The organism is Paraburkholderia terricola, from assembly GCF_003330825.1.
GTDB classification, from domain to species: Bacteria; Pseudomonadota; Gammaproteobacteria; order Burkholderiales; family Burkholderiaceae; genus Paraburkholderia; species Paraburkholderia terricola.
The window spans coordinates 748,731-762,405 of the sequence record NZ_CP024941.1; the positions used below are offsets into that span (position 1 = coordinate 748,731).

Here is a 13,675-nt window from a genome sequence, read left to right on the forward strand (position 1 = left end):
GCGGGGCGCGCCTAGAGTTGAGCTAATGCTGCTTCGGGACTACTCATCTGGTCGCTGTGGGGTGAAATCTGTTTGCCGAAAATGGTGTTGACGATTGTCTTGCCATATTGGTCCCAGCCATAGTTCTGCTTCGCGTAGTCGAAACCGGCTACCGCCATTTTCGCGTACTCGTCCCTGTCGCGTAATAGCATCAGCGCACGCGACAACTTGGCTTCCCACTCGTGAGACTTGGCGAGAAACCCGGTCTTTCCATCGACGATCGAATTGCGGAATGTGAAGATCGGCGTGGCTATCGAGATCGTGCCGGCAATCGCCGCTTCAAAAAACTTGAGTTCGGATTTGCAGTTCGTGAACGTATTGTCGATGAGTGGCGCAATATTGATTTCGGTTTGCGCGATTAGCTGCTGAAGATTCAGATAATCCTGGAGCGGGTATCGGTCGATGCGATCCGCGTACTGTTCGAGCGATGGCCCCGGTTGCAGGAATCCGACGATCACCAACCGAAGGTCGTCGTCTTGCCTGAGCAACTGCGCTAACGTTTGCGAAACCACGGCGAAGTCACGGTTATGCGTGGGAGATCCGCTGAAATAGCCTATGTGGTATGGAGCGCTCGACTTGAAGCCAGTGACTTCCTTGCGCCTGAAAAGTCGCTCTGATACCGCCTGCTGCTCGCGGTTAAGAAAATTGGGTATGACGCCGACGGTGACATGTGGCGCAAAAGTCCGTATCTGCTGCGCCAAAAATGTATTGGTCGTAATCGCGCCATCGCACGCCCGTAACAAAGCACCGTTTCGCGAGCAATAAGCGAAGAAATCGTCGAGCACAGGTTCCTGGTCGACGTCCCGGTCCAGCGTGTCCAGGACCAGATGCACGTAGTCCGCGTTGAACACCAGATCGTCGACGTCGTACAGCACTCGCACGCCACGGTTTTTCGCGTGGGACACCAGTTGCGCAATACACGGCGCGTATCTGGTGCGGCAAAACACGAGCGCATCGACTTGATCGATCACCGCGTGCATTCTCTTTATGTCGCCGTAGTGGAACCAGGACGCGGACACCTCGCCTTCCGCGTTGAGCGCCTCGACCATATTGAAAATTCTGTACCGGAACGTGCTGTTGTCTGGCCTTTCATAGAAATAGGCGACACGCGTCGGCGCGGTGTTCAGCATCGAAAAGCGCTGTTCGAACGTGAGGTGCCACGGGTCACTGTATTCGATACGGTCCGTGAGGGCAGACTCAAACATGACGCCCCTCCGAGCCCGCGTCAGGGTAAAGCTGGTACAGGCATTGGCTTAGAGATTCGGACCAGTTTTCGCCGATCTTGTTTTGAGCGAAGTTCGCCGATCTTCTCACTGGATCGTTTGCCAATGCCACGGCTTTGACGATTTCCTGCTTGAGGCTGCTCACACTGTGATCGGCGCAGAGAATGTTGCGGGAATATCGTTCCAAAGACTTCTTGAGCCCGCTTCGATTAGTGACGACAACGGCGCCCGTAGCCGCGAGATCAAGCGGCGGATAGCTGGGATGGGGAGTATCCATGAGGCACAGTCCAACGTCCATGGTCCGCACCAGATCGATATAGTCTTGCCACGGCAGATTCTGGTGAAAGAACGGCCGAATACCATGAGGCAGTTCGATGTCGTGCATATCCTTGCCAACGAAATGGAACTCCCACTGCTCGGCGGGAAGCGTTCCATCTTCCAGGCACGCGCTAATCGCTTCGAGGCCTCTCCAATACAGATTGCGAAGGTTATGCGGGCGAGCGTAGAAAAAGAATCGACGCACGCCGTTCGTCGCCTTCGGATGGTTCTCGCCGTTAAACAGTGTCGGAAATGCGGGTTCGAACCACGCGCCGTTCCGCGATACGTTCGCAAGTGCATCAGGACCGGTTGTCAAATGATCGAATAGCATCCTGGTGTTGATCACGATGCGAATGTCCGGATCGCTGACCGTTTCAATGCAGCGAAGTCGCTCATCGCCGTGCGCATAGAACATTCGCTCATCTTCCTGCATCAGATAAATAATGCGGTCCGGGTGAGCTATCTGTCGCACCGATCTGGTGGTCCACCATGAGGTGGTGACGAACAGTTCGTCGGGTCCTACCGGTACTTCGTGTCCACCGGTTATCCCCGAGAAAATGAAGTCGATGTTGTCGTGCCAGTCGATATTGTTCAGTTTGAGGATATGCCCGAATGCATTCGGATCAGCCGGTTCGCTTCGCGTAACGAGGCGCAACCGTGCGCCGATGTGCTTGGCCAGCGAAGCCGCGAACACGATCGAGGTGCCGACCCCGCCGAACAAACTACCGGGGCCAATGCTATCGGTAACCAAGGTGACGCGCCTCGGCTCGCCGGTCACCGCGTACGTGCGCAATGGGGCGATTGACGCAAAGTGTTGGCTGAGTAAATCGCGGACGTCGATCGGATGACGGATTCCCTGCGCCGCATGAACATACGTATTCGACGCTACGGAAGGCGAGCGGGAAACCGGTTGAATGGCGCGATTTTGTTCTCGTCCATACTTTTCGTAGTGGACGAGAGGATTGAGTTGCATTGCCGCAGCATCCGCGTAGTGGCTCAGATACCAGTTGGCGTCGAACTTGAGGCTGGGATTTCTGCGATCGGTCCAGACCACCGCGTAGTGCAACGCGGGCGGCAGACCGGAGGCTGCGACATCGGGGTATTGAGAGACGTACCAGGCGGCGTCGAAAAGAGGAGAGCGGCTGATGATGGCCGCGGCCTCCGTTCTTTGCCTGCGCTCCACGAGCTTGGTGCGGAGTTGGCCTCGCAGCGACCAGAACACGACCTTGGCGGCGCGGACGGCATTGCGATGCACTGCCGGGTGTGAAGTAAGAAAGCTTCGAGCCGGGCTTGTCAGGCGCCAGAATATGCTCGATTCGATCGCCATGCGTTGCGCCCGCTCATCGGCGAGCGCTTTCTCCACTTCTGGACGAACTGCCGGAGCGGCATGAATGCGCTCACTCATCGCCGCTATCTCGCGCGCATGATCGTCCCGCTCGCGTCTGAGCGTTGCTTCGAGTTTGGCGGCACGCGCGTTGGCGGTTCGCTCCCTGACCTCGGCCTCCACGACATGAGCGGCCATCTGCCGCTCGCCGACTTTGGCCTGTTCGAGTTCCGCGTTCGCGGAAGCTCGCGCGTCGTTCAGAGCCTGGACGTGTGCTTGAGCCTGAGCGCCCGCGTATTCGATATGTCCTTTTTCTCTTTGCTCCGCTTCCCAGCGTCCGCCTATCAGGGCGAACCGGTTGCGGACCGTCGCCGCGTCCGCATTGCCGAGTGCGCACAGCGTGCTGACGCTTTCACTGACATTCGCGCCGACGGCAAGGACGCCGAGACCATGCGCATGAAGAAACTCGAACGACGGAAATTGCGTTCGCAGTTCCGCCCATAATTTCCATACGCCGAAATCGTCATGTCGCTCGTTGGTGTCGTGAAACAGAACGACGGCTCGATCGCTTAGCTTGCTTTTCCAGGTTTCGAAATCGTGCTTGACCGCTTCGTAGGTATGGAGACCGTCGATATGAAGCAGATCGATCGTTCCATCCGCGAAATGCGGTGCCGCGTCGTCGAACGTGCAGCGCATGAGCGTGGAGAATGCCGCGAACTTGGTGCGGTGATACTGATCCAGATCGGCAAAGATCTGGTCGCCGTATCGTCCTGCGTGCGGGTCTCCGGTCCAGGTGTCCACCGCATAACAACGCGTATTGAGGCCGAGGCGCTCGATGGCCAGGCAGAACGCGGCGTAGGAAACGCCCGTATGAGTGCCCAGTTCTACGAATAGCCTTGGCTTGACCGCACTTATGATCCAGTGCGCGAAGGGAATATGCCCGCTCCACGCGCTATGCGCATCAATTCGGTCCGCTACCCAAAAAAGAGGGTCGAGCCGATCATCGTACAGTCGTTGGACGGATAGATCGGGGAGGTCGGCCGGTCCAGCGGTACCGACAGGCAAGTTGGCCGTATTCATGCGCCTCGAGATATTGTTGCGAAAGGAGGCACAAATTATATCCAGAGATTACGGCGGCTTGTCGTTCGTTACCACGAAAGGTCATTTCACGGGCACCGCTGGCGCCGGTGCGGCCCGCCTGGCAGCGGCCTCCGGGCGAATCGATCCGCGAAGAACGCGGATATGCGCTACGATCTGCCGCGGACTCGCCGGGCAATCACACGGATCGGTTCGGTGACGCGCCACGAGGTGGAGTCGCGTAGATGGGCGATCGAATGTTCGAGCGCCGCGATTCGAGCACTGGCTTCTGTTCGCTCATCTCGCGTTCTTTGTTCGTAATCCTGCTGTAACTGCTGCTCAAGCTCGCTGGCGTGCATTCGCGCTGCTTCTTCATGCGCTTTCAGATCGGCTTCCGCTCTGGCTTGTGCGTCAGCCGCTTCCCGTATCGTTTGTTCGAGTTGTGAGCGGAGCCCCTCTTTCTCCGCGGACAAACGATCGGCGAGTGCGCTCGCTTGCTCGGCCTGACCTTGCCAGTGAACCGCGTCCGCCGACCTGGCCTTGACTTCGCCTCGCAGGCGGGTGAGTTCGCGTAAAAGCGCCGCGCGATCGAGCGTTTCATGCGACGGAAATGAGACCTGGCTCTTCGACAGCTTCTCCGGTTGGCCCGACTGCGCCTGTTGCTTTGCAGCTTCGCCAATCTCCTTGCCGGCTCTCACCTTGCCGGAATCCGCGATCCTCGAGTGGACAGCGTTCGCGTCCTGCCGATTGATGCGGGTCTGCAGAATCGGTTCGAGCTTGGACCAGAGATAATCTCCTTCCTCGACGAGCCGGGGGAAGTCCAGAAAAATCATCGGGACATCTTTTTTGACGAGCGCCCTCACCGTTTCATGGAAACCCAAGGCGAGGATTCGCGCCTGGTCGATCGGATTGAGCGAATAGACGATGCCGCCGGGCGTCTGGCCCCAGGTCTCCCATTGCGCCACCTGGGGATCCACGTTTTCGTTGCCGTAGCGAGCGCGCATTTCGAGTATGACGCGGCTTGTCGCCGCCTCGACGATGTCGCGCATCGGCATGATGACCGCGTCGAGGGTGATGTCGGTCCTCGCCATCAGGTCGTCGACCACCTCGAACAACCACGGAGACTTGACGATGTACGGCAGCGCATGGCCGGCGATCGGCGTGTCTTCCAGGCCCGCGTTTGCGTTCTCATCGAGCTTGTCGTCCGGGTTCGCCGCCAGATGCGTTTCCAGGCCGCAGGCGGCGAGATATTGAACGAGAAAGCTGGTGCCGGCACGTCCGGTGCCGGCGATAATTACGTGGTGGCTCATATTTAGCGGCTAAAGACGCGAATCGATTTCGACGGGTGGCGAATTGTACAAGAGGAGCCCCGGCGGGCCGTCAATCGAGCTTTCATCGCTCTCGTTTTCCTCAATGGGCATTAATTGTCCAATTTACTTAACGTTTGACAACCCCCGACCTCGGCGTCCCATGCTTACCGTGGCTTACCCGGCTTGCCGCGACGTCTTGCCGAACCACGTGGCGTGCATATTCAACGCAATTTTTCTGTTTTATGCCGCTATCCGCATGCCGTTCGAGTAACAAAGCGCAAAGCCTGTTGCTCTAATCGGCGCTTTTAAGCACACTTGCGCTTTTGTTGCGGCCCTCCTTACGATAATTTCCAAGAGGCGCCAGACCGCTTCGTCCACATGAATGCCACAAGCGCGCCCCGTTCCACAATTGAAGGTTTGTCCGTCTCCGTCGTGGTCTATCGGCCGGATATGGCGAAATTGCAAAGCACGCTTGCAAGCCTCGGCGCTGCCTGTGATGCGTTGATTGCCAGGCGGCCGGGCTTTCCGATCGCACTCCACCTGATCGACAACGGCGGGCTGCCCGACGTATCCGCGACCCTTGACGCGCTCCGGGCGCACGGCGTCGTCTGCACGATCGTCGCCGGGCACGGTAACGTGGGCTATGGGCGCGGTCACAACCTGGCGATCGAGCGCATCAGCAGCCGTTATCACCTGGTGCTGAACCCGGACATCGAACTCGAGCACGACGCGCTCGACCACGCGCTCGATTTTTTCGAGGCGCACCCCGAGGCAGGTCTCATCACGCCCTGGATCGGCGACGAGCAGGGAGACCAGCAGTTCTTATGCCGTCGCTACCCGACGCTTCTCGATCTGTTCGCACGCGGTTTTCTGCCTGCGCAACTGCGCCGGCTCTTCAGGCGTCGTCTTGCTCTCTACGAGATGCGCGACCGGATCAATGCGCACGACGTCGTATGGGATCCGCCGATCGTCAGCGGCTGTTTCATGTTGTTCCGCACGTCCGTGCTCAAGGAGCTGAAGGGCTTCGACGCCCGTTATTTCCTTTACTTCGAGGACTACGACCTGAGCCTGCGAGCCCATGACGTCACCCGGGTCGTCTACACACCCGCGGTGCGCGTGCTGCATCACGGCGGCGGCGCGGCGCGCAAGGGCTCCGCGCATATCCAGATGTTCGCGGCATCGGCGTACAAATTCTTTCGCCGCTTCGGCTGGAAATGGCTATGAGCCGGATTCTCGTCACCGGTGCGAACGGCTTCGTCGGGCGGGCGCTATGCCGAACCCTGGTCGACCACGGTCATAACGTCACGGGCCTGGTGCGGCAAGCGGGCGGCTGCGTGAGTGATGTGGATGAGTGGGTCGATGCCACCCGGGATTTCGCCGGTCTTGCAAGCACATGGCCCGAAGCGCTGACACCCGACTGTGTCGTCCATCTCGCGGCACGCGTCCATGTCATGCGCGACAACGCCGCCGACCCCGACGCGGCGTTTCACGCGACCAATGTCGAAGGCGCTTTACGCGTCGCGCAGGCCGCGCGGCATCACGGCGTGCGGCGCTTCGTATTCGTGAGCAGCGTCAAGGCGCTGGCTGAAAGCGACCCCGGCCGTCCGTTGCGTGAAGACGACCCGCCGGCCCCGCAGGACGCCTATGGCCGCTCCAAGCTTGCCGCCGAACAGGCCCTGTCGCGCTACGGCGAGGAAACCGGCCTCGACGTGGTGACGGTGCGTCCGCCGCTGGTTTACGGGCCCCAGGTGCGCGCCAATTTCCTGCGTCTGATGGACGCAATCTGGAAGGGCGTGCCTTTGCCGCTCGGCGCGATCAGCGCACGGCGCAGTCTCGTCTATGTCGACAACCTGGCCGATGCGCTGATGCACTGTGCAATCGACCCGCGCGCCACGCCCCAATGCTTCCACGTCGCGGACAGCGACGCGCCCACGGTCGCCGAACTGGCGCGCGCGCTCGGCCGTCATTTGCACAAGCCCGCGCGGTTGCTGCCGGTGCCTGCCGGCTGGCTGCGGCTCGCGGGCCGCTTGAGCGGGCGCACGGCGCAAGTCGACCGGCTGGTGGGCGCCTTGCAGCTCGACACCGCCCGGATTCGCGCGGCGCTCGACTGGCAGCCGCCGTATTCGACCGACGACGGGCTGGCTGCGACCGCCCGCTGGTATCGATCCACGCACTGAGGGCGCGCATGTCGACGTACATTTCCACGCTCCCGATCTGGATGACCGTGACCTTGATCGCGCTCGGTTCCGCTGGCGCGTGCGCCGCCATTCTGTGGGCGCTGCTCAAGACCGGCATCGCCTGGCGGCTTGCCACCGACGTCCCCAACGACCGCTCGCTGCACGTCGCGCCGACCCCGCGCGTCGGTGGCTGGGGCATCGTCCCGGTGGGCGTGGCGGCAACGCTGCTGCTCGCGCCGAGCCTGTGGTACGCCGCGCTGGGCACGGCCTTTCTGGCGGCGGTTTCGCAACTCGACGACCGTCGCGGCTTGCCGGCGCGCGTCAGGTTCGCCGCGCACATGGTCGCCGTGGTCGGACTGGTCGCGCTGTTTCCCGCCGACGCGCCCTGGTGGTTCCTGGCAATTCTTGCGTTTTTGATGTTATGGCTGGTCAATCTTTACAATTTCATGGACGGCGCGGACGGTCTTGCAGGCGGCATGGCGCTGTTCGGTTTCGCCGGCTACGCGGCGGCGGCCCTGCTCAGCGATCATCCTCTGCCGCAACTCGCGTGGTCGGCCAGCGCGCTTGCAGGCGCGGCGCTCGGCTTCCTGCTGTTCAATTTCCACCCGGCGCGTATTTTTCTCGGCGACGCCGGTTCCATCTCGCTGGGCTTCCTGGCCGGTGCGCTCGGCTATTGGGGCTGGCGCGCGGCCGTCTGGCCCGTGTGGTTCCCCGTCATGGCGTTCGCGCCGTTCATCGCCGATGCGTCGGTCACCCTGGCGCGGCGGCTGCTTCGCGGCGAAAAATTTTGGCAAGCTCACCGCGAGCACTACTATCAACGTATGGTGCGTTCCGGCATCGGGCACGCCCGGACAGCTTTGGCGTGGTATGTCCTGATGGTAGCTGGCATAATGCTTGCTCTTTGTGCGCTGGGCAGCGCCCCTGTTTTTCAGTGGGGCGTGGTTGCCGGTTGGATCGTCGTTCTCTGTGTAGCAGGCGCGGTAATCGATCTGCGCTGGCGTCGGTTTCAATCAACACTGTCCGATAACTGAGGTAGACGCTGATGCTAAGAACCAAGGCCACCTGGCTGTCTTTCAGCGCTTTCCTTTTCGACTTATGCGCGGTGGCCGGCTCCTGGCTCGTCGCGTACATCATCCGCTTCAACGGCACCGTTCCCGAAGACTTCCGGGTCGGCGCCTTGCACTCTCTCCTCTGGGTGCTGCCGGTCTACGGCGTCATGTTCCGCATCTTCGGCCTGTATCGCGGCATGTGGGTTTTCGCGAGCTTGCCGGATCTCGTCCGCATTTCAAAAGCCGTGGTCGCCGGCGCGCTGGTTGCCATGGTCGTCTCGGTGATGGTCCAGCCGGTGCCGATCGTGCCGCGCTCCGTGCTGGTCGTGTCGCCGTTATTTCTGTTCCTCGCAATGGGCGGCGCGCGCGCGCTGTATCGGGCGACCAAGGAGTTTTATCTATACGGCGGACTCGTCGGCCAGGGCAAGCCGGTAGTCGTGCTCGGCGCCGGCAACGCGGGCGCCAATCTCGCGCGTGAACTCTCCCGTTCGAGCGAATGGCGTCTCGTCGGCCTGCTCGACGACGACGTTTCGAAGCATGGGCGCGAAATCTACGGCTACAAGGTGCTGGGCTCCATCAGCGCATTGCCGCAAATGGCCGAGGAACTGAAGACGGAATACGCGATCATCGCGATTCCGTCGGCTTCGGTGGATGTTCAGCGTCGCGTCGCGACACTGTGCGTGCGCGCCGGCGTGCGCGCCCTCGTGCTCCCCGCGCTGACGGATGTCACGCAAGGCCAGGCGTTTCTGTCGCGCGTGCGGCAGATCGATCTCGAGGATTTGCTGGGCCGTGATCCCGTCCACATCGATACGCCGCATGTCGAGGCGCTGCTGCGCGACAGGATCGTCATGGTCACGGGCGCGGGCGGATCGATCGGCTCCGAGTTATGCCGTCAGATCTTGCGGTTTCAGCCGGCTCAACTCATTGCCTATGACCTGTCCGAATTCGCGATCTATCGGCTCACCGAGGAGTTGCATGACCGCTTCCCCGGCCTGTCCGTGATTCCGGTGATTGGCGATGCGAAGGACTCGCTGCTGCTCGATCAGGTCATGTCGCGCCACACGCCGCACATCGTATTTCATGCGGCCGCCTACAAACACGTCCCGCTGATGGAAGAGCAGAACGCGTGGCAGGCCGTCCGCAACAACGTGCTCGGTACTTATCGGGTCGGGCGCGCCGCGATCCGGCACGACGTCAAGCACTTCGTGCTCATCTCGACCGATAAGGCGGTCAACCCGACCAACGTGATGGGCGCAAGCAAGCGGCTGGCGGAAATGGCTTGCCAGGCCTTGCAGCAGACCAGTTCTCGCACCCAGTTCGAAACCGTCCGGTTCGGCAACGTGCTCGGCAGCGCCGGCAGTGTGATTCCGAAATTCCAGCAGCAGATCGCGAAGGGCGGTCCGGTCACGGTCACTCACCCGGAGATCACGCGCTTCTTCATGACCATTCCCGAAGCGTCGCAACTCGTGTTGCAGGCATCGAGCATGGGGCATGGCGGCGAGATTTTCATTCTCGACATGGGTGAACCCGTCAAGATCGTCGACCTGGCTCGTGACCTGATCCGCCTGTACGGCTTTACCGAGGAGCAGATCAGAATTGTGTTCACCGGTTTGCGTCCTGGCGAAAAGCTTTACGAAGAACTGCTCGCATGCGACGAAACGACGACACGCACGCCGCATCCCAAACTGCGGATCGCGCGTGCGCGGGAAGTATCCGACGATCTATTGGACAAGTTGTTGCCGTGGCTGATGCAGCATCGCGTGCTAAGCGACGACGAGGTGCGCCGCGATCTACGGCGCTGGGTGCCGGAATACCAGCCGGCCGCCGCGCCCGCATTGCGCAGCGTCGAGGTGGCGACGCGGGCGTCGTAGAACCGAAGCGGTGCGATGAGTCTGCACGATGAAAAAAGGCGCCCACGGGCGCCTTTTTTCATTACCGCTTCGCCTTTCGCACCACCATCCATCTTGGCGACTTGAAGCGCACGATGCTCATATAAAGCCATACGTAGGTGGCCGCGAACACCACCACGAAGCAGAACAGATGCAGCGTATGCCGCCAGAACAACGTCGCCGGCACGACCGCGATCAGACAGAGCAGCCACAGATACGGCGACGTCAGCGAATTGCGCCGCGTCAACTCGCGAGCGGTGCGCGCGCCGACCGCCCAGCGCATCAGCCGCTTGTACACCAGCATATGCAGATGCACGCCATCGGGAATGCCCGGCGACATGCCGCGAATGAACTTCTTGCGGTAGATCGAGAAGCAGGTCTCGAAGATCGGATACATGAAGAGCAGCACCGGATACCACGCCGACACGTCGCGATTGCGCATCACCAGCATGATCGACAGTTCGGCCAGCATGAAGCCGATGAAATACGCGCCGCCGTCGCCGAGAAAGATCAGCCCCGCCGGAAAGTTCCAGATGAAGAAGCCGAGCACCGCGCCCATCATCATGAACGACGCCGACAGCACGATCGGGTCGTGCACCTGGAACGCCACATAGGCGAGCGACGCCAACATCATGAACGCGACCATCGACGCAAGGCCGTTGAAGCCGTCGATGATATTGATCGCGTTGGCGAGCGCCGCGACGGCAAGCACCGTCACCGCAAACGAAATCACCGCATACGACAGCAGAAAATCGAGCGGCGGCACGCTGATGCGCGTGACCGCGATATCGAGCAGGAAATAGGCGAGGGCGGCGGCCGCCATCGTGCAGACGAGGCGCGCGAGCGGCGACACGCGCTTGGTCAGATCCTCGATGAGCCCCGAGCCGAACGCCGGCATGCCGCACGCGATCAGCCCGAGAATGCCGCCCGACACGGCCGGATAAGCGCCATGCAACTGCACGGCCGACACGATCAGCCCGAGCAGAATTCCGGTTCCGCCGATGCGCGGCACCGGCCGCACATGGAACTTCTGCACGCCGGCCAGATCGGTGTCGGTGGAGAATTTTTCATGCAGATGCGCGTAGCGCACGATCAACAGCGTGATCAGCAGTGAAACGAGAAAGCCGAGCGCAAAACTGAGCATGAAAGTGGGCCTGAGCGAAGACGCCGAATTATACAAATGAAATCCGGGCCGCCCGGAAAAGCGGCATTCCCGCCGAGCCCGCGCAAAATCCCAGATAGTGAGGTTCGAACTGCCCGCAAACGCCCGCCAGTCATGGATTCCACCTATTTAGCGAGCACTCGCGCGCGTCGTTAACCCGGGATGCGGCGACGTGTCGGTCATGCGCCGAAAGAAGCATGCCGCGCATGCCAGCCTGTTTTCGCCGCCGATCGGCAAGACGTTCCGGAGACCCAATGCTAAATAACATCACAATTCGTGGCGGCCTGACGCTGGTGATCAGCGTATTCGTCGTTTTCCTGCTGACGGTGATCGGTGTCGGCTATGGCGCGCTCAAGCTCGCCAACAGCAGTCTCGACGACACGCAGCGCAGCGCCGTCGCGCTGTCGCATCTGAAGGCGAGTTCGGAGAAGCTGCTGCAAGTGCAACTCGCGCTGGGCACGTATCAGACGCTCTTTAGCGTCGGCAAGCAGACCGACGATCTGTTGCCGGCCGCGCACAAGGTGCTGGTCGAATCGAACAAGGATTTCCGCAACTACATGGCGGGCCCGTTCACCAGCGAGGACGAAAAGAAGCTCGCGCAAAGCGTCGAGCAGGCGCGCGCGACGCTGGTCGATAAGGCGATCGAACCGGAGTTCAAGGCGCTCGCCGACTTCGACTTCAATACCTTCCGCAACATTCAGGGCGAGACGGCCAACGGCTTTTACGCGAGCTATTCGAAGGCCATCGACGCGCTCGAGCGTTCGCAGACCGGCAACCAGCGCCAGCAAGCCGCAACCGCCGAACAGCGCTTCGAAATGGCGACGCTGCTGTTCGTCTCGGTCGGCGTCATCGCGATCGTGATCGGCGTGGCGGCGCGCGCCGCTTTGTCGGCGGCGCTGATCAAGCCGGTGAACGCGACCGTCAAGCATTTCGAGCGAATCGCCGCCGGCGATCTGACGGTTGCGATCGCGAGCAAATCGCGCAACGAGATGGGCCAGTTGCTGAGCGCGCTGACGAAGATGCGCGACGGTCTTGTGGAAACCGTGGCCAAGGTGCGCGGCAGCACCACGGCAATCACGCTGGGCGCGAACGAAATCGCCTCGGGCAATGCGGATCTGTCGTCGCGCACCGAGCAGCAAGCGGCCGCGCTTCAGCAGACCGCGGCGAGCATGGAACAGCTTTCGGCCACGGTGAAGCAGAACGCGGACAACGCGAAGCAGGCGAACCGCCTCGCGCAAGGCGCGCTCGATACGGTGACGCGCGGCGGGGCGGTGGTGTCGCGCGTCACCGAGACCATGGACGGCATTACCGAATCGTCGCGCAAGGTGGCCGAGATCATCGGCATGATCGAGGGCATCGCATTTCAGACCAACATCCTCGCGCTGAACGCGGCGGTGGAAGCGGCGCGGGCGGGCGAGCAGGGGCGCGGCTTCGCGGTGGTGGCGTCGGAAGTGCGCAGTCTCGCGCAGCGTTCGGGCGCGGCGGCCAAGGAGATCAAGGAACTGATCGGCGAATCGGCCGCCAAGGTGCGGGAGGGCGCCTCGCTCGTGTCCGACGCCCAGAAGACGATTCAGGAAGCGCTCGGCGCGGTGCAGCGCGTGACCGGCGTGATGAACGAGATCGAGGCATCCGCGCACGAGCAGAGCGACGGCATCGAACAGGTCAACAAGGCGGTTTCGCAAATCGACGAAGTCACGCAGCACAATGCGGCGCTCGTCGAGGAGGCCGCCGCGGCGGCGAAGTCGCTGGAGGAACAGGCGGGGCTGTTGCGCGACGCGGTCGCGGTGTTTCAGGTGGCGGCCTAGCGCCCATGCACGAATGAGGTGCCGGTCGCGCATGCCGCGGTGCGCCCCGTCCCCGCAGCGGGGCACATATCCGCCGCGCCGGGCCGAAATGCGGCGATTTCCCGCTGGCACGCTTCTGGCATAAGAACAGGCGCAAGGAGCCGGCGCGTCATCCGGTTCAGCACACAATCTGGAAATGGACGGCTAGGGTTCCGGCCTGCTTCACGCAGGCGCTGGTCCGAGAGCTGTCGACCTCAGGCGAGGTTACACGGCGGGATAAAAGCCCGGGAGAGAACGCGATGTTTGCGCTGCTCCCTGCCGCC

General features: G+C 61.6%; 9 protein-coding genes and 1 riboswitch. Of the genes, 5 read left to right on the forward strand and 4 right to left on the reverse strand.

The window, feature by feature from the left end; all coding sequences use genetic code 11:
• Positions 1–11: 11 nt before the first annotated feature.
• From CUJ90_RS03270 to CUJ90_RS03280, 3 genes are all read right to left on the reverse strand, one after another.
• The gene (locus CUJ90_RS03270; protein WP_114161962.1) at positions 12–1,244 is read right to left on the reverse strand and encodes a glycosyltransferase family 4 protein; all 1,233 of its coding nucleotides are present in this window, start codon (positions 1,242–1,244) and stop codon (positions 12–14) included.
• On the reverse strand, positions 1,237–3,984 hold the full coding sequence (locus tag CUJ90_RS03275) for a rhamnosyltransferase WsaF family glycosyltransferase (RefSeq protein WP_114161963.1): 2,748 nt from the start codon (positions 3,982–3,984) through the stop codon (positions 1,237–1,239). Before CUJ90_RS03275 ends, CUJ90_RS03270 begins: the two co-directional genes overlap by 8 nt.
• A 167-nt stretch (positions 3,985–4,151) precedes the next feature.
• Entirely contained in the window at positions 4,152–5,291 is a 1,140-nt protein-coding gene (locus CUJ90_RS03280; RefSeq protein ID WP_114161964.1) for a hypothetical protein, read from the reverse strand.
• A 378-nt stretch (positions 5,292–5,669) separates the two neighbouring features.
• Between CUJ90_RS03280 and CUJ90_RS03285 the strand changes: the two genes are divergently transcribed.
• Genes CUJ90_RS03285 through CUJ90_RS03300 form a run of 4 tightly spaced genes read left to right on the forward strand, consistent with a single transcriptional unit; the run spans position 5,670 to position 10,388 of the window.
• Positions 5,670–6,515, forward strand: a complete 846-nt coding sequence (locus tag CUJ90_RS03285) for a glycosyltransferase family 2 protein (RefSeq protein ID WP_114161965.1) — start codon at positions 5,670–5,672, stop codon at positions 6,513–6,515.
• Complete coding sequence (locus CUJ90_RS03290) at positions 6,512–7,468, forward strand: UDP-glucose 4-epimerase family protein (protein WP_114161966.1); 957 nt, start codon at positions 6,512–6,514, stop codon at positions 7,466–7,468. The genes CUJ90_RS03285 and CUJ90_RS03290 overlap by 4 nt, the downstream gene beginning before the upstream one ends.
• A gap of 8 nt (positions 7,469–7,476) precedes the next feature.
• Entirely contained in the window at positions 7,477–8,499 is a 1,023-nt protein-coding gene (locus CUJ90_RS03295; RefSeq protein WP_083085737.1) for an MraY family glycosyltransferase, read from the forward strand.
• A gap of 11 nt (positions 8,500–8,510) precedes the next feature.
• Positions 8,511–10,388, forward strand: coding sequence for a polysaccharide biosynthesis protein (locus tag CUJ90_RS03300; protein WP_083085738.1), 1,878 nt, complete (start codon positions 8,511–8,513; stop codon positions 10,386–10,388).
• 61 nt (positions 10,389–10,449) lie between these two features.
• Here the strand turns inward: CUJ90_RS03300 and CUJ90_RS03305 are convergent, their stop codons facing one another.
• The gene (locus tag CUJ90_RS03305) at positions 10,450–11,550 is read right to left on the reverse strand and encodes an MraY family glycosyltransferase (protein ID WP_114161967.1); all 1,101 of its coding nucleotides are present in this window, start codon (positions 11,548–11,550) and stop codon (positions 10,450–10,452) included.
• A 272-nt stretch (positions 11,551–11,822) separates the two neighbouring features.
• Between CUJ90_RS03305 and CUJ90_RS03310 the strand changes: the two genes are divergently transcribed.
• Positions 11,823–13,373 (forward strand): methyl-accepting chemotaxis protein, encoded by a 1,551-nt coding sequence (locus CUJ90_RS03310; RefSeq protein ID WP_114161968.1) that lies wholly within the window; start codon positions 11,823–11,825, stop codon positions 13,371–13,373.
• A 172-nt stretch (positions 13,374–13,545) separates the two neighbouring features.
• Positions 13,546–13,645, forward strand: a riboswitch (guanidine-I (ykkC/yxkD leader).
• Positions 13,646–13,675: the final 30 nt, after the last annotated feature.